The organism is Alloyangia pacifica, assembly GCF_900116195.1.
GTDB lineage: Bacteria > Pseudomonadota > Alphaproteobacteria > Rhodobacterales > Rhodobacteraceae > Salipiger > Salipiger pacificus.
The window spans coordinates 761209-777909 of sequence record NZ_FOZW01000001.1; the positions used below are offsets into that span (position 1 = coordinate 761209).

The 16701-nt window shown below is 65.9% G+C and carries 15 protein-coding genes; 6 read left to right on the forward strand and 9 right to left on the reverse strand.

Features of this window, described 5'->3' with window-relative positions:
* Nucleotides 1-89: 89 nt before the first annotated feature.
* Complete coding sequence (locus BM397_RS03680) at nucleotides 90-1175, reverse strand: TRAP transporter substrate-binding protein (RefSeq protein WP_092421962.1); 1086 nt, start codon at nucleotides 1173-1175, stop codon at nucleotides 90-92.
* Nucleotides 1176-1421: 246 nt separating this feature from the next.
* On the opposite strand from BM397_RS03680, the gene BM397_RS03685 reads away from it, so the two are divergent.
* Together BM397_RS03685 and BM397_RS03690 are read left to right on the forward strand one after the other, a co-directional pair.
* Nucleotides 1422-2858, forward strand: a complete 1437-nt coding sequence (locus BM397_RS03685) for a cache domain-containing protein (protein ID WP_092421965.1) — start codon at nucleotides 1422-1424, stop codon at nucleotides 2856-2858.
* Nucleotides 2855-3499: a response regulator transcription factor gene (locus BM397_RS03690; protein WP_092421968.1), complete on the forward strand. Its 645-nt coding sequence runs from the start codon at nucleotides 2855-2857 to the stop codon at nucleotides 3497-3499. Before BM397_RS03685 ends, BM397_RS03690 begins: the two co-directional genes overlap by 4 nt.
* A gap of 126 nt (nucleotides 3500-3625) precedes the next feature.
* Here the strand turns inward: BM397_RS03690 and BM397_RS03695 are convergent, their stop codons facing one another.
* Nucleotides 3626-3847 (reverse strand): hypothetical protein, encoded by a 222-nt coding sequence (locus BM397_RS03695; protein WP_092421971.1) that lies wholly within the window; start codon nucleotides 3845-3847, stop codon nucleotides 3626-3628.
* A gap of 429 nt (nucleotides 3848-4276) precedes the next feature.
* Between BM397_RS03695 and BM397_RS03700 the strand changes: the two genes are divergently transcribed.
* Nucleotides 4277-6031 (forward strand): acetolactate synthase 3 large subunit, encoded by a 1755-nt coding sequence (locus tag BM397_RS03700; RefSeq protein ID WP_092421974.1) that lies wholly within the window; start codon nucleotides 4277-4279, stop codon nucleotides 6029-6031.
* 76 nt (nucleotides 6032-6107) lie between these two features.
* The gene (gene ilvN, locus BM397_RS03705) at nucleotides 6108-6671 is read left to right on the forward strand and encodes an acetolactate synthase small subunit (protein WP_092421977.1); all 564 of its coding nucleotides are present in this window, start codon (nucleotides 6108-6110) and stop codon (nucleotides 6669-6671) included.
* Between the two features lie 123 nt (nucleotides 6672-6794).
* Here ilvN and BM397_RS03710 read toward each other — a convergent pair whose 3' ends face one another.
* On the reverse strand, nucleotides 6795-7145 hold the full coding sequence (locus BM397_RS03710; RefSeq protein WP_092421980.1) for a hypothetical protein: 351 nt from the start codon (nucleotides 7143-7145) through the stop codon (nucleotides 6795-6797).
* A 225-nt stretch (nucleotides 7146-7370) separates the two neighbouring features.
* On the opposite strand from BM397_RS03710, the gene BM397_RS03715 reads away from it, so the two are divergent.
* A complete protein-coding gene (locus tag BM397_RS03715; RefSeq protein WP_092421983.1) occupies nucleotides 7371-8189 on the forward strand; it encodes a helix-turn-helix domain-containing protein in 819 nt (272 codons plus the stop codon).
* Nucleotides 8190-8228: 39 nt separating this feature from the next.
* Here BM397_RS03715 and BM397_RS03720 read toward each other — a convergent pair whose 3' ends face one another.
* From BM397_RS03720 to BM397_RS03730, 3 genes are all read right to left on the reverse strand, one after another.
* Nucleotides 8229-9023 (reverse strand): DUF2189 domain-containing protein, encoded by a 795-nt coding sequence (locus tag BM397_RS03720; protein WP_092421986.1) that lies wholly within the window; start codon nucleotides 9021-9023, stop codon nucleotides 8229-8231.
* A gap of 95 nt (nucleotides 9024-9118) precedes the next feature.
* Nucleotides 9119-10240, reverse strand: a complete 1122-nt coding sequence (gene prfB / locus BM397_RS03725) for a peptide chain release factor 2 (RefSeq protein ID WP_092421989.1) — start codon at nucleotides 10238-10240, stop codon at nucleotides 9119-9121.
* Between the two features lie 182 nt (nucleotides 10241-10422).
* On the reverse strand, nucleotides 10423-10902 hold the full coding sequence (locus BM397_RS03730; protein WP_092421992.1) for a hypothetical protein: 480 nt from the start codon (nucleotides 10900-10902) through the stop codon (nucleotides 10423-10425).
* An 83-nt stretch (nucleotides 10903-10985) separates the two neighbouring features.
* Between BM397_RS03730 and moaA the strand changes: the two genes are divergently transcribed.
* Nucleotides 10986-12002, forward strand: coding sequence for a GTP 3',8-cyclase MoaA (gene moaA, locus BM397_RS03735; protein ID WP_092421995.1), 1017 nt, complete (start codon nucleotides 10986-10988; stop codon nucleotides 12000-12002).
* 173 nt (nucleotides 12003-12175) lie between these two features.
* Here moaA and BM397_RS03740 read toward each other — a convergent pair whose 3' ends face one another.
* The 3 genes from BM397_RS03740 to BM397_RS03750 all read right to left on the reverse strand — a co-directional run bounded on the left by BM397_RS03740 (nucleotide 12176) and on the right by BM397_RS03750 (nucleotide 16626).
* Entirely contained in the window at nucleotides 12176-14236 is a 2061-nt protein-coding gene (locus BM397_RS03740; protein WP_092421998.1) for an OmpA family protein, read from the reverse strand.
* Nucleotides 14237-14350: 114 nt separating this feature from the next.
* A complete protein-coding gene (locus tag BM397_RS03745; RefSeq protein ID WP_092422001.1) occupies nucleotides 14351-15610 on the reverse strand; it encodes a vWA domain-containing protein in 1260 nt (419 codons plus the stop codon).
* Between the two features lie 107 nt (nucleotides 15611-15717).
* Entirely contained in the window at nucleotides 15718-16626 is a 909-nt protein-coding gene (locus tag BM397_RS03750) for an AAA family ATPase (protein ID WP_092422004.1), read from the reverse strand.
* Nucleotides 16627-16701 lie beyond the last annotated feature (75 nt).

A 16701-nucleotide genomic window follows, 5' to 3' on the forward strand; every position in this document is an offset into this window, starting at 1 on the left:
GCGTTTCCTGCGCGCGTCGGCAGAGCCGTGTCTTCAAAGCAGGTGCGCCCCCGCGCAAGGCGGGGGCGTCAGATGCGCGCTGTGCCGGATCAGAGACCCATGACGCGGTTACGCTGTGCCGAGAAGGCGCCTTCCGAGCGGGAGATCCACTGTGCCGAGGACCGCATCGAGGTGTTGAAGCTCTCGAAGCACTTGGCGTAGAGCTCGTCGCCCATGGGCTCTTCCATGACTTCCTTCGCCGCCGCGCCGAAGGCATCCCAGACGCTGTCGGGGAATTCGACAAGCTTCACGCCGCCGGACTGCAGACGCTGCAGCGCCGCCGAGTTGTTGGCCATGAACAGCGACATGGTCCAGATGTTGGACGCGCGCGCCACCTGCTCGACGATCTTCTGCTGCGCGGGCGTCAGGCTCTCGAAGACCTCGAGGTTCATCGTCAGGTTCAGGTTCGGACCCGGCTCGTGGAAGCCCGCGGTGTAGTAGGTCTTGGTGATTTCCTGGAAGCCGGCCTTCTCGTCCGCCCAGGGACCGATCCACTCGGTGCCGTCGATCGCACCCGAGGACAGTGCCTGGTACACTTCCGCACCCGGAAGGTTCTGCACCGATGCGCCGAGCTTGCCGAGCACCTGGCCACCCTGGCCGGGCATCCGGAACTTCAGGCCCTGGAAGTCTTCCGGCGAGTTGATCTCTTTCTTGAACCAGCCACCCGACTGCGGGCCGGTGTTGCCCGCCGGGAAGGCCTTCAGGCCGAAGATCGAGTAGAGCTCGTCCGACAGTTCCGCACCGCCCTCATGGTAGATCCAGTTGGCGTATTCCATGAAGTTCATGCCGAAGGGCACCTGGCTGAAGAACGACAGCGCCGGGTGCTGGCCGAGGAAGTAGTAGTCCACGCCATGGTACATGTCGGCCTGGCCGGCGGAGACGGCATCGAACACCTCGAAGGCGCCGACAAGCTCGCCCGCGGCCTTCAGCTCGACGGTCAGCTCGCCATCGGTGGCGGCGGTGATCTGGTCGGCACAGTACTGCGCGCTGTCATGCACACCGGCGAGGCCGCGGCCCCAGGTGGTGACCAGCGTGAGGGTGCGGCGGCCCTGCGCGACGGCCGGTGCGGCAAGCGCGGTGGCAGCAGCAGCGGCACCACCTGCGGTGGAAGCCCTCAGAAAAGAACGACGATCCATTAAAATCCTCCCATAGATTATTCTGCGCGGGGACGTCTCCTCCGTCCCGGCGCGGATCGTTACGGTTCGGGCACCCTAGGACATCTTATTGCGCAAGCGAAATACCCAGCACTGCGTAGAATTGGACATAATCTTGCCCATGACGTCACGAAATCGCAGCTTCCCCTTGTGTTCCGTTACGGAAATTCCATGGAAATAGCGGCTCCGGCTTCCCAAGACGTCGAATCGTGACGTAATCCGAAGGAGATGGGCACGATCATTCAGAACCTCCGGCAGTCTCTCAGGCTCAGCTACGGACAGAAGCTATTCCTTCTGGCCTCGGTGCCGCTCATCCTCGCCTGCGCCGCCATCGCGATCCTCGTCGCCTATCAGTCAAGGATGCTGGCCGAGCGAGAGATCCGCCAGCTCGAGAACGAGCTGCTGGAGGCCAAGAAGCAGGAATTGCGCAACTACGTCACCCAGGCGCGCAATGGCTTTTACTTCATCTACGGCGCCGCCGCCCCCGACGACGAGGCCGCCAAGACCCAGGTGGCGCAGATCCTCGCGGCGATGATCTACGGCGAGGACGGCTCCTTCTTCGTCTACGATTACGACGGCACCAACCTGGTCTCGCCGCGCCGCACCGATATGATCGGCCGCAACTGGTCGGGGCTGACCGACAGCCAGGGCACCCCCATCGTCGATCCGTTGATCGAGATCGCCCGGCAGGGCTCGGGTTACCACTCCTTCCTCTGGCCGAAACCCTCCACCGGCGAAGAGGCCGAGATGATTGCCTTCGTGCTCGGCTTCCAGGACTGGCAATGGGCGGTGGGCACCGGGGTGTGGATCGATGACGTGCTGGCCACGGTCAACGCCAGCCGCGCCGAGGTGCAGGCCCGCATCCGCCGCACCTTCCTCTATATCGGCGGCATCACCCTCGGAGCGCTGCTGGTGGTCTTCTTCTCCGGCCTCGCGATGAACCTGCGCGAGCGGCGGCTGGCCGACGCCAAGCTCAAGGAACTGACACAGCGGGTATTCGACGCGCAGGAGGACGAGCGCCGCCGCGTCGCGCGCGAGCTGCACGACGGCATCAGCCAGATCCTCGTCGGGGTGAAATACGCGCTCGACATCACCAAGCGCCGCCTCGCCCAGAGCGATCCGCGCGCCATGGACACGCTCGACCGCGGCCATGAAGCGCTCTCGGGGGCCATCCAGGAGGTGCGCCGGATCAGCCGCGACCTGCGCCCCGGCGTGCTCGACGACCTCGGCCTCGGCCCGGCGCTCAAGGCGCTGATCGACGATTTCGAGGCCCGCACCGGCATCGAGAGCACGCTGGAGACCGTGGTCTTCCGCAACCGCGTCGACCAGGAAGGCCGCATCGCCCTCTACCGCATCGCCCAGGAGGCGCTGACCAATATCGAGCGCCACTCGGGCGCCACCGAGGTCATCGTCGACCTACGTGGCCACCGCCGCGGCGCCACGCTGCGGATCGAGGACAACGGCCGGGGCATCGATCCCGAGCGCGTCCGCGGCCAGCGCGGCATCGGCCTGCGGAACATGCAGGAACGCATGGATCAGCTCGGCGGCAGCCTGCGGATCTTGTCCTCGAAATCGGGCACGGTTATCGAAGCACAGATCCCGCTCTCGCACCTTCTGCCGCCCGAAGAGGCCGCGCCCACATCGAAAGCCAAGGCAAGCGCATGACCGATCCCACGAAAGTCGTCATCGTCGACGATCACCCGCTGGTCGCCGAGGGCATCGAGGCGCTGCTGGAAAGCTACGAGGACATCACCGTGCTCGCCACGGTCTCGGACGGGCAGCAGATGATCGACCGGCTCGACGAGCTCGCCCCCGACGTGATCCTGATGGACCTCAACATGCCCGGGCTGGGCGGGCTCTCGGCCACCGAGATGATCCTCGAACGGCGCCCCGAAACCCGGGTTCTGGTGCTGTCGATGCACGACACGCCGCAATATATCACCACCGCGCTCGGCCACGGCGCCTCCGGCTACCTGCTCAAGGACGTGCCCACCGAGGAGATCAAGACCGCCATCGACACGGTGATGCAGGGCGAGCGCTACCTCTGCACCGGCGCAGAGGGCGCGTTGGCCCCGGTGATGACCGGCGGCCGCGAGCAGCTCACCAACCGCGAGCAGACCATTCTGCTGCAACTGGCGCAGGGCAAGTCGAACAAGGAAGTGGCGCAGGTGCTGGATATCTCGGTGCGCACGGTCGAAACCCATCGCAAGAACATCAAGCGCAAGCTCGGCATCAGCTCCACCGCCGGTCTCACCCGCTACGCGCTGGAACACGGCGTGCTGCAAGGCACCGGCGTCAATAGCTGAGGTGCTGCCCGTCAACTGACAGGCGCGCCTCTCGTCCAGTCTTCGTCTAGACACAAATATCCCGGGGGGAGTCCGCGTCAGCGGACGGGGGCAGAGCCCCCGTGCCCCGGCGCCCGGATCGCAGCGTCAGATCATCTTGCCGACGCGGACCACCAGCTCCTCGGCAGCGTGGAATTCCGCCGGCATGACCTGCGGGATCTGTACCCCGTCAAAGGCCGCTTCCTCGGCGTCGTGATGTCGCTGCACGGTGGCCAGCGCCTGGGTGAGCAACAGCAGCCCCACCAGCGCCGCAGCCTTCAGCGCGCTGAAATCCCGGGCGTGACGATAGAACCTCTGATAACGTGCCATACGACCCTCCTGCGCAAAGTGAACCCTCGGGTTCAGTATCGCAGCGGATTCAACCCACCGCAATTCACGACTTCACGCAAGAGCGTGTGACCTCCGAAACATTGCGCGAAACATGGCCCAGCCTCGGCCATTTTTCGCGAAACTGCGCAACGGACCCCACCAAACGCAATAAACGGAAAAATTTCTAGCGAGCAGGGTATCTTTTTCGTCCCGATAGGTGTTGACCCTCCCGCCCCCTCCGCCTATGGTCCGCCCCACGCACGAAGGGAGTCCGCCAGATGGGCCTACTTGTAATCATCGTAGAGACATGGCGCATGGGCCGGTAACCGGAACCATATTGGACCCCCATGCGCCCCCGAAATCCTCGGGGGCTTTTTTGTGCGCAAACGAGAAGTAAAAACCGAAATGACGTCTGGAACGGAGACCGCGATGACACGTCAGATGACCGGAGCGAAGATGGTGGTTCAAGCCCTGAAGGATCAGGGTGTGGACACGGTATTCGGCTACCCCGGTGGCGCGGTGCTACCGATCTACGACGAGATTTTCCAGCAGAACGACATCCGGCACATTCTCGTCCGGCACGAGCAGGCGGCGATCCACGCCGCCGAGGGCTATGCCCGCTCGACCGGCAAGCCGGGTGTTGCGCTGGTGACCTCGGGCCCCGGCGCAACCAACGCCGTGACCGGCCTGACCGATGCGCTGCTGGACTCGATCCCGATCATCGTGCTCTCGGGTCAGGTGCCGACCTTCATGATCGGCTCGGACGCCTTCCAGGAGGCGGACACCGTCGGCATCACCCGCCCCTGCACCAAGCACAACTGGCTGGTGAAGGAGACCGACAAGCTGTCGAGCATCCTGCACCAGGCCTTCCACGTGGCGACCTCGGGCCGCCCGGGGCCGGTGCTGGTCGACATCCCCAAGGACGTGCAGTTCGCCACCGGCGGCTACACCGCCAAGCCGCAGGCGCCGATCGGCCACTACCAGCCGCAGGTCAAGGGCGACATCGAGACCATCACCCAGCTTGTCGAGGCCATTGAAAAGGCCGAGCGCCCGGTGTTCTACACCGGCGGCGGCGTGATCAACTCGGGCCCCGGCGCGAGCCAGCTGCTGCGCGAGATCGTCGAAGCCACGGGCTTCCCGATCACCTCGACGCTGATGGGTCTCGGCGCCTACCCCGCCTCGGGCAAATCCTGGCTGGGGATGCTCGGCATGCACGGTCTCTACGAGGCCAACCTGGCGATGCACGGCTGCGATCTGATGATCAACATCGGCGCGCGCTTCGATGACCGCATCACCGGCCGGCTCGACGCCTTCTCGCCGCGCTCGAAGAAGGCGCATATCGACATCGACCCCTCCTCGATCAACAAGGTGATCAAGGCGGACATGCCGATCGTCGGCGACGTCGGACACGTGCTCGAGGACGTGCTGAAGATCTGGAAGGCGCGCGGACGCAAGGTGAACCGCGAGGCGATCGCAAAGTGGTGGCAGCAGATCGAGGAGTGGAAGAAGGTCAAGTGCCTGACCTACAAGCAATCCGAGACCGTCATCAAGCCGCAGTACGCGCTGGAACGGCTCGAGGCGCTGACCAAGGGCCGCGACCGCTACATCACCACCGAGGTCGGCCAGCACCAGATGTGGGCCGCGCAATACCTCGGCTTCGAGGATCCGAACCGCTGGATGACCTCCGGCGGGCTCGGCACCATGGGCTACGGCTTCCCGGCCTCGGTCGGCGTGCAGGTCGCCCACCCCGAGGCGCTGGTGATCAACGTCGCGGGCGAGGCCTCTTGGCTGATGAACATGCAGGAAATGGGCACCGCGGTGCAGTTCAACCTGCCGGTGAAGCAGTTCATCCTCAACAACGAGCGACTGGGCATGGTGCGCCAGTGGCAGCAGCTGCTGCACGGCGAGCGCTACTCGCAGAGCTGGTCTGAGGCCCTGCCCGATTTCGTCAAGCTGGCCGAGGCCTTCGGCGCCAAGGGCATCATCTGCAAGGATCCCAAGGATCTCGACGATGCGATCATGGAGATGCTCGATCATGACGGGCCGGTGATCTTCGACTGCCTCGTCGAGAAGCACGAGAACTGCTTCCCGATGATCCCGTCGGGCGAGCCGCACAACAAGATGCTGCTCGGCGACGCGCAGGCCACCAACGCCATCGCCGGCAAGGGCGCGGTGCTGGTCTGAGGACGGCGCGGAGGGGCTTGCCCCTCCGTCCCCCGCAGATCGCCATCCCCAGAAGAGTTTACAGGAGCTGCAATCCATGTCCGCGCTACAGATCAAGAAAGGCTCGTCCAAGCATTCGGCCTACAACCTACGGCCCACCTTTTCGGACGTTCAGGAAACCCACACCATCACCGTGCTGGTGGAAAACGAGCCCGGCGTTCTGGCCCGGGTCATCGGCCTGTTCTCGGGCCGGGGCTACAACATCGACAGCCTCACCGTGGCCGAGGTGGACCACGAGGGGCACCTGTCGCGCATCACAATCGTCACCACCGGCACGCCGCAGGTGATCGAGCAGATCAAGGCGCAGCTCGGCCGGATCGTCTCGGTGCGCGACGTGCATGACCTCACCGCCGAGGGCAGCTCGGTCGAGCGCGAGCTGGCGCTGCTGAAGGTGGCAGGTGCCGGTGAGAAGCGGGTCGAGGCACTGCGCCTTGCGGATATCTTCCGCGCACAGGTGGTCGACAGCACGCTCGAGAGCTTCGTCTTCCAGCTGACCGGCACGCCCGACAAGATCGACGCATTCGCGGACCTCATGCGTCCGCTTGGACTGGTACAGGTGGCGCGCACCGGCGTCGCCGCCCTCGCCCGCGGCGCGGTCTGACACCGGGAGCCATCCCGGCGCGCGCGCAACAAAGCCAATGTCACAGGACATTCAGCGGGCCCCACGATGGGGCCCGTTTTTTCGTGCCGAATCTCGCCTTGAAACCCCGCCCGAAACGGGCCGTCAGGCCACGTTTCTTTCGCGACCCGGCTGTTTCGGGAACGCGATGATCCGCGAGTCCCCGGCCCGCTCGACCACCGCGGAAACCGGTGCATCTCCTGCCTCTTTCAGGCTTTCCACCAGCCCGAAAAATTGCGTTTGCTCCAGCCGTTGCGGGTTTCTTGCGAGCCGCAGCTGAGCCCCCTCCGACATCTCGAAATGCACGAGGTCACCAACGTCCAGCACGACACCGTCATGCAGGCCCGAACCGGGCTCGTGCCAGAAAGCGAGTTCACCGTGATCCTCGCACCAGATCACCGCCTTCTGTTCCGTCAAGTCTGCCCAGAGCACAACGCCCATCATCTTCTGTGACATGCACTTCCCCGCATCTCATCACATTCAAGAGTGACGCAGATGCGCCACGGCTCACATGCGACGAAACGTGACGTGCGCTTGCTTTTTGTGACAATTTGGATCACCCTTGTCTCCATATAGCGTCTGGCGTGACGCTATACAGCAACAACAAGAAGTTCACGGGAGGGCGAAGCCATGGACGGGGTCACCTTGGAAAGAACTGTCGCGAAACGGAAAGAAAACGGAATGGTCACAGCGCCCAGGGACGCAGGTACCCAGCCCAGTCCGGCGGAGCTCCGCAGCGTGTTCGGAGCGAATCTTCGCAAGCTCGGCAGCAGTGCTGCCTCCATTTCCGCCCTGTGCCGCGATCTTGGAATAAATCGCACCCAGTTCAACAGATACCTTGCCGGAGAGTCTTTCCCGCGCCCGGATGTGCTGCACCGGATTTGCACCTTCTTCGACGTCGATGCCCGCATCCTGCTGGAGCCGGTCGAGGACATCCAGGACACCCCCGTCAGCCTGCTGAGTCACCCGTTCATCTCCGACTTCGTGGGCGCCGGAGTACTGGGGCTGACCGAAGAGGACTTCCCTTCGGGCTTCTACCGCTTCTCTCGCGCCGCATTCTCCGATGACTCGCGCTTCGTCGTCGGCGTGGTGAAGATCTTCCGCAAGGACGGCATGACCTTCCTGCGGGGTTTCGAGCCGAAGGAAGCGTTGACGATGTTCGACCTGCCGACCGATGCCGCCTCGCGCGAGTATCGCGGATTGGTCCTGCAACAGGCCGAGGGCATCGCCGCGCTGGTCAGCCGCAAGGGCGCGGTGACCACCTCGTTCAACTACTTGTCGAAGGCCGGCGGGCTGGCGAACAATTTCTGGACCGGCTACGCCGTGCGCACCACGCCCGAGAACCACTCGGGCCGGCGTGCCGCGCGACTGGTCTACGAATACCTGGGCTATGACACCCACAAGGTGCTCGCCGCGGCCCGTGGCGGCGGCTACCGTACCGCGAAGGACCTGGTGCCCTTCCACCGCCAGCAGCTCCGCATCGAAGACGCCTTCCGGTGACCAAAAACCACCGGCACCGCCCCGCGGTGCCGGTGGCTGTCATCCGTCCTCGGGCACCCGCAACTGATCGTAGAGGTGCCACGTCGCGTGACCCAGCACCGGCAGCGCGACAAACAGCCCGAGAAAGAGCGGCAGCATCGCCACGAAAGTCGCGAGCGCCAGGAACACCCCCCAGGACAACATCACCACCGGGTGGCGCTGCACGTAGCCGAACGAGGTGATCATCGCGGTGACGAAATCCACGTCCCGGTCCAGCAGCAGCGGCAGCGCCAGCACGGTGATCATGTAGAGCAGCGTTGCGAACCCTGCTCCGACCGCCGTGCCCACCGCCAGCATGGTCAGCCCGTTCGCCGTCAGGAACACCTCGAGGCTCGAGCTGACATTGGTCATCGGCGAAAGCCCGAGGAACAGGGCAAAGATCATGTGCCCGAGGAAGAACCAGAACAGGAAGACGATGACGATCACCGCGCAGAGCGAGGGCAGCTGCCGCTTCGACTGCCGCAGGATGACGCTGAAGATCTGCATCCAGTCGAGCGGCTGTCCCCGTTCGAGCCGGCGCGACACCTCGTAGAAGCCCACCGCCGCGAAAGGGCTGAACAGCGGAAAGCCGATCGCCGCCAGCACCAGCCAGTAACTGGTGCCGGTGGCCAGCGTCAGCCATGTCAGGAAGAACCCCGCCAGCACGTAGACGCCGCCGAAGACCAGTGCGAAGCCCGGCGCGAAGATCAGGTCACTCAGCCCGAGCCGCAGCGCTTTCTTGAGCGTGGCAAAGGTGACCTCGGAAAACTCCGGTACCCCTTGTTGCGGCCCGTCTTCGTTGACGACGCTCTCCATGACGCCTCCCCCCTCAAATCCCCTCTTGGCAGGGATTTAAGCCGGGAAGCAGGTCATCTGGCAAGGGTCGGGAGGATTGTGCCCGCCCCGGGCGCTCAGTCTTCGCGGGCGTCGGCGCGCGACTTGCCGGAGACCTGCTGTGCGAGGGTCGCGCCCATGAACGGATCGAGATCGCCATCAAGCACGCCCTGCGTGTCCGAGGTCTCGTGGTTGGTGCGCAGGTCCTTGACCATCTGGTAGGGCTGCAGGACGTAGGAGCGGATCTGGTTGCCCCAGCCTGCCGAGCCCTTGTTCTCATGCGCCTCGTTGATCGCCGCGTTCCGGCGATCCAGCTCCATCTGGTAGAGCCGCGACTTCAGGGCCTTCATGGCGATGTCACGGTTCTGGTGCTGCGACTTCTCGGAGGAGGTCACCACGATCCCCGTGGGGTGGTGGGTGATCCGCACCGCGGAGTCGGTGGTGTTCACGTGCTGACCGCCGGCACCGGACGAACGATAGGTGTCGATGCGGATATCGGCGGGGTTCACCTCGATCTCGATGTTGTCGTCGACCACCGGGTAGACCCAGACCGACGCGAAGGAGGTCTCGCGCGTGCCCTTGCCGAAGGGCGAGATGCGGACCAGCCGGTGCACGCCGCTTTCCGACTTCAGCCAGCCATAGGCGTTCTGGCCGGAAATCTTGTAGGCGCAGGACTTGATGCCCGCCTCGGCGCCCGCTTCTTCCGACTGCAGTTCGACCTCGTAGCCGCGCTTCTCGGCCCAGCGGACGTACATGCGCTGCAGCATCGCGGCCCAGTCGCAGGCCTCGGTGCCACCGGCACCGGCATTGATCTCGAGGAAGGTGTCGTTGCCGTCGGCCTCGCCGTCGAGCAGCGCTTCAAGCTCCTTCTGACCGGCGGTCTCGGCCAGCGCCTTGAGCGCCGTCTCGGCCTCGGAAACCACTTCGTCGTCCTCTTCCATCTCGCCCAGTTCGATCAGCTCGATCTGGTCGGCCAGCTCCTGCTTGATCGACTTGTAGGTCTCCATCGCGTCGACCAGCTGCTGGCGCTCGCGCATCAGCTTCTGCGCGGCGGCGGGATCGTCCCAGAGGTTCGGATCCTCGACGCGGGCGTTGAATTCCTCGAGCCGGAATTCCGCCGTCTCCCAGTCGAGCCGCTGTTCCAGCAGTCCCAGGGACTTGCGGATTTTCTCGACGGTGTTCTGGGTCTCGGCGCGCATGCGGATGTTCCTGCGAATGGGACGGCTTGGTTCTGGGGGGACATAAACCAGCGCAGGGGTGCCTTCAAGCGCCGAGGCGGGTGCAGCGCCTGCCAGTGACCCGCATCCAAGTACGAAGCGTCCGGCGACACGGGCCGCCAGGCGTCATGTGGGCATGAAGGGGCGCTTGAAGAACGTCCGCCTTACCCCGAGGCGCCGCCCGCGTAGACCGTCAGCGTCGGCAGATCGGTCAGCGGCGCGCCGATCAGGCGCATGGCGGCAAGCGAAATGCGACTGCCGCCCGAAGCCGGCCCCTCGATCGGGCGCAGCTCGACCTGCGCCGACTTGCCGGTGGCGGGATAAACCACCCTGCCCTTGGTCACGCTGCTGACCATCGGCGTTTCCAGCCAGAAACCCGGCTCCGCCGGATCGCCCAGCGAGGCCACCGTGCTGCCCAGCTGCCGCTCGGAGCTTGCCGGGGCAGAGGCTGCCGCGGCGCGTTCCTCGGCGCTGGTGGTGTCGAACTGCTCCTCGGTCCGCGCATTGGCGGGCGGGCGCAAGGTCGTGCCCCCGGAGGCAGAGGTCGGCGCCGGTTGCGGCGTGGCAACTCCGGTCGATTGCTGCGCGCAGGCCGCCAGCAAGGCCGGCAGCGCGAGGGCGGGAAGGGATGCGATCACTCTCATGTGTGCAAAGCTAGGCCGCAGACCCCGGTCTGACAATCGCGCAGATGCTTGTCCCGGCAGGGTTTCGCGCATACATTCGGCGCATGACTTCGCCCATCACACCCCTCGTCGATCCGTTCCTGCGGCCGATCTCCTACCTGCGCGTCTCGGTGACGGACCGCTGCGATTTCCGCTGCGTTTACTGCATGTCCGAGAACATGAGCTTCCTGCCCAAGAAGGAGCTCCTGACGCTCGAGGAACTCGATCGCCTTTGCTCAGCCTTCGTCGGGCTCGGGGTCGAGAAGCTGCGCATCACCGGCGGCGAGCCGCTGGTACGGCGGGACATCATGACCTTCTTTGGCGCGATGACCCGGCATCTCGACTCGGGCGCGCTGAAGGAACTGACGCTGACCACCAACGGCTCGCAGCTCGAACGCTTCGCGCAGCCGCTCTGGGACGCGGGCGTGCGCCGGGTGAACATCTCGCTCGACACGCTGGACGAACAGAAATTCGCCGACATCACCCGCTGGGGCCGCCTGCCCCAAGTGCTGCGCGGCATCGACGCGGCGCAGGCCGTGGGCATGCGGGTGAAGCTGAACGCCGTGGCGCTGAAGGGTTTCAACGAGGATGAGCTCTTCTCGATGACCGAATGGTGCGCCAAGCGCGGCATCGACCTGACGTGGATCGAGGTCATGCCGATGGGCGACATCGGCAATGAGGACCGGCTGGGCCAATACTGGAAGCTCTCGGATGTGCGCGCCAAGCTCGCCGAGCAATACACGCTCACCGACCTGCCCGAGAGCACCGGCGGTCCGGCCCGCTACGTGCGACTGGAAGAGACCGGCCAGAAGATCGGTTTCATCACCCCGCTGACCCACAATTTCTGCGAAAGCTGCAACCGCGTTCGGCTGACCTGCACCGGCGAGCTCTTCATGTGCCTCGGGCAGGAGGACAACGCCGACCTGCGTGCGCCTCTGCGCAATCACCCCGGCACGGATGCCCCGCTGGAAGAGGCGATCCGCGCGGCCATCCTGCGCAAGCCCAAGGGACATGATTTCGATTACTCGCGGCAGTCGGTGGACGGGCGCGTCTCGCGCCATATGAGCCATACCGGCGGCTGAACCGACGTGAACCTGAGGGGCGCTGCCCCTCTTGGCCTGCGGCCAATTCACCCCGGCATATTTTCAAAGAGAAGAAGCGCCCGGACCGTCGCGCCGACGGCGGCCAGAAATAGCGAACGCCCGCCCGGCAGGACCGGGCGGGCGCTTTTGCTTTCAGAATTTCCGCGAGCCGTTCACTTGGTCTGCAGCAGCGTGGTGATGCGGCGCACGGCGGCGCGGCGGTTTTCACGCTCATCGGCCTGGGTCTGCACCGCGAGATCGCTCTCGCCGTAGCCCTGCAGCACCATGTTCTCGGGCGGCACGTCGAAATACTCGGTGAGTGCCAGAGCCACCGATTCCGCACGGCGGTCCGAGAGGGCGAGGTTGTAGCTCGCCGGGCCCGTGGCGTCGGTGTGGCCCTCGATCAGGAAGACCTCGCCGGGGTTCTGCTCGATCATCCGCTTCATCGCGTTGCCGAGCGCGGCAAGCTCCTCGGCCTCGCCCGGACGGATCGCCGCCGAGTTGGTCTGGAAGGTCACCGTATCCACCGAGATCTCGGGCACCAGGTGCCGCACGCGGTCGATGTTGCGGATCTGGTTGAGCGAGAAGGCGCGGTTGACGCCCTGTGCCTCGCGCTCCGCCAGCGCCGCGGCGAGGTCGTCGCCCTGCAACTCGCGGAAGTTCAGACGCTGGGTGCGGGCCTGCGGCAGCTCGCTGACCACCACCTGCTGGGCGCTCTGCGTGTCGTCGAAGAGCACCACACGCTGCCCGTCCGGCAGGATGCGCGTGCGGCGCAGCACCCGGCCATCCGCGGTCTTGACCGTCTCCACAGTGTTGCCGTCGTCATAGGCGACAACCGTGCGGGTCGAGCCGTCATTGTAGCGGTAGGTCTTCACCTCCGAGCCGGGCTGGCGCAGCAGCACGTCATCGTTGCGCAGCACGCGGTACTGGCCGTCCTGCTCGACCACGACGCGGTCGCCGGTGTTCTGCACCACCTGCGCGCCATCGTCGAGAATCTGGCTCAGGGCAAAGGTGCCGAGACCGACCAGCGCAGCCTTCTCGAAGTTGCTGAGGCCGTCCTCGTCGTCGTCGTCATCCTTGTCCTTCGCCTTGGCAGCCGTGGTGGTCGCCGCGGCCTGCTCTTCGGCGGTGGCCTGCGAGCGCAGGTCGGTCGCGAAGTCCTCGTCCGAGCTGCGCACATCGGCCTCGGTCAGGGTTTCCTCGACCACTTCCGCGCCATCGGATTCTTCCTCGGAGGATGCGGCGGCGGCAGCAGCCTGCTGCTTCTCGTCCTCGCGGGCCACGGCTTCGGCCTGTTCTTCGGCGCTCGGGGCCTCGGGCTCCGCCTGCGCGGCCTGCTCGTCGCCCGCCGCGCCGTCCTGCTGCGCTTCGGTCTCTGCTTCGGCCTCGGTGGTCACCTCGGCGTCCGCTTCGGCGGCGGAGTCGGCCTGAGCTTCCCCCTGCGCTTCTTCAGTCACCTCGGCGTCAGCGGTGCCGTCGGCTTCGGCGGCCTGCTGCGCTTCCAGGGCCTGCTTCAGCTCGTCGGAGCTTTCGGCATCATCGGACGCCGTCTCGGTGCCCGCCTGCTCCCCGGTCGCGGTCTCTTCCGCGGTTGCGGCGGGCGCAGCCTCGCCCTCGGGCGCGGCGGTCTCCTCCGCCTGCTGTTCCTCGAGTTGCTGTTCGAGGTCCTCGGCCTGAACGGCCTCCTCTTCGGCGGGCGCATCCGCCTGGGTCTCTTCGGCAGCGGTCACCTCGGCCTGCGCCTCCGGGGCGGTTTCAGCCGCGGTCGGGGCCTCTGCCTCGGACTCGGAGGTGACCTCAGCCTGCGTCTCATCCTCATTGGCTTCGGGGGCTTCGGGCGCGGCGTCCGCGGTCGACTCTCCGGTCACCTCGGGCTCGGCTGCGTCCTCCTCCGACGCGGCCTCCGTCCCAGCAGCCTCGCTCTGCGCCGCTTCGGCGGGAGCCTCCTCGGCCGTGGTCATCTCTGCATCCGCGTTATCGGCAGGGGCCTCGAGGGCACCATCGGCCTCGGCTTCCACGGCCGCATCCTCGGACACCTCCGCCTCCGCGCCGGTTTCGGCAGCGGCCTCACCAGTCTTCTCGTCCGTGGCCTGCGGGGCCTGTTCCTGGCACTGCTCGGCATCCGGCGTCTCGGCGCAACCGGCTTTCACCTCTTGTGCACGAACGGCAACGGGCATGGCGAGGCTGGCAGCCAGGGCGAGCATCGTCGTCGATTTCAGAAGACCTCTGGTCATTCGTTACGTCCTTCTCCTGTTCCGCGAAGTGCGGCGTGGGAGGGCAACGTCGCGAGGCCGGTAAAGGTTCATTCAAAATGCGTAATAAATGGGCGGAAAAATGCTGGCAGCGCCCTAAGACGCGCGCATGAGCGCCATGAGACGGGACTTGTCGCCGCTGTCCCGGGCGCTGGAGATCACCGTCGCAAGCTCCTCGAGAGAAGCGATGTTGTGCCCGGCACGGAAGCTGTCGACGTGGGGCAGCATGGCGCGGATCCCGGCGGCCTTCGGTGCGAAGCCATCCCAGCGCAGCAGGGGATTGAGCCAGATCAGCCGGCGCGAGGACAGGTGCAGGCGCTGCATCTCCCGCTCCAGCAGCCCCGCGTCGTCGCGGTCGAGCCCGTCGGTGATCAACAGCACCATGGCGCCCTGCCCCATGACCCTGCGGGACCAGTCGCGGTTGAAGGCGTGCAGGCATTGCCCGATGCGCGTGCCGCCCTCCCAGTCCTGCGCCTCGGCCCCGGCGGCTCTCAGCGCCGCATCGACGTCCCGGGTCGCGAGGTGGCGGGTGATGTTGGTGAGCCGCGTGCCGAAGGTGAAAGCATGCACCCTCGCCCAGCCCGCACCGCGGCGGTTGGCCACCGCGTGCAGGAAATGCAGCACCATCCGCGAGTACTGGCTCATCGAGCCGGAGATGTCGCAGAGCACGACGAGGTTGGGCCATTTCTCCCGCGGCTGCAGATGCGCAAGAGCGCGGATCTCGCCGCCCTGCCGCATGGCGCCGCGCATCGTGCGCCGCCAATCGAGCCTGCGGCCCTGCGCAGAGGGTTTGCCGCGCCGCGTTGGCAGGGGGGGCACCGGCAGCTCGAGCCGCGCCAGCATGCGCTTGGCCTCGGCGATCTCCTCCAGCGACATCTGCTCGAAATCGAGTGTCTTCAGCCGCTCCTCGCGCGAGACGGTGAAGGAGGCATCGACCTCGATCTTCGTGGCTTCTTCCTCCTGCTCAGAGGCCGGAAGGTCGGGCATCCGATCGCCGAGCAACGCCTGCGCGGCACGCCTCTCGGCCGATTGCGCCAGTTTTTCCTCCTGCACGCCGCGGATCGCCGGCAGCATCATCGACATCATGTGCTCGAGGTAGCGCGGGTCGCGCCAGTAAAGCCGGAACACCTGCGCAAAGACCACGCGCTGCTCGGGGCGCGAGACGAAACAGGCGTGCAGGGTCCAGTAGAAGTCCATGCGGTCGGTGAAACCCGCCGCCTCGACCGCACGCACCGCATCGACCACCCGCCCCGGCCCGACTGGCAGCCCGGCGCGGCGCAGAGCACGGGCGAAATGCAGGATATTCTGCGCCAGCCGGGGCTGCTCGGGGAGCGTGAGGGGGATGTGCTCGGCCATCTAGCGCAGGTTTCGGGCGTTGGAGTTTCGGTCACGCCGGTCCCAGACGCAGGAAAACCGGGGACTCCGCCCCCGGACCCACGGGATATTTTCGTCCAGAAGAAGCCTCATGCGGTTTCGAGGGAGGATTTGGCCTCATCGAGCAGGCGTTTGGCTTCGGAACCCTGGATTTTCATGATGTCGTCCTGATACTTGAGGATCGCACCGAGGGTGTCCGAGATCACCTCTGGCGAGAGGTCGATCACATCGAGCGCCAGAAGGCATTTCGCCCAGTCGATGGTTTCCGCGACCCCGGGCTTCTTGAACAGATCCTCGGTACGCAGCGCCTGCACGAAGGCGACGATCTGGCGCGACAGCGTCTCGGCCACCTCGGGTGCGCGGGCGTGCAGGATTTCGAGCTCGCGGGCGAAGTCGGGATAATCGACCCAGTGATAGAGGCAGCGGCGCTTCAGCGCGTCATGCACCTCGCGCGTGCGGTTCGAGGTCAGGATCACCGTCGGCGGCTCGGGCGCGGTGATCGTGCCAAGCTCGGGGATGGTCACCTGGAAGTCGCTCAGCGCTTCGAGCAGGAAGGCCTCGAAGGGCTCGTCGGTGCGGTCCAGCTCGTCGATCAACAGGATCGGCGCGCCCTGCTCGTCCGGGCGCATGGCCTGCAGCAGCGGGCGTTCGATGAGGAAATCGGGTCCGAAGAGGTCGTGCTGCAACTGGCCACGATCGGCCTCGCCCGCCGCCTCGGCGGCGCGGATGGCGATCATCTGGGCGGGGAAGTTCCACTCGTAGACCGCCGCTCCAGCGTCCAGCCCCTCGTAGCACTGCAGGCGAATGAGCCGGCGGCCAGTAGCGAGGCTCAGCGCCTTGGCGATCTCGGTCTTGCCGACACCCGCCTCGCCCTCGAGGAACAGCGGTCTGCCGAGGCGCAGCGCCAGGAACAGCACCGTGGCGAGCGGGCGCGGGCAGACGTAGCCGGTGCCCGCCAGAAGCTCCTGCACCGCGTCGATCGAGCTGGGGTCTTGCATGTGATGTCTCCTCCTCCTGCGAATTGCTGCCCGTGCGGGCCGCGCCGGTCAAGGGAGATGCAGCGCATGGCCCTG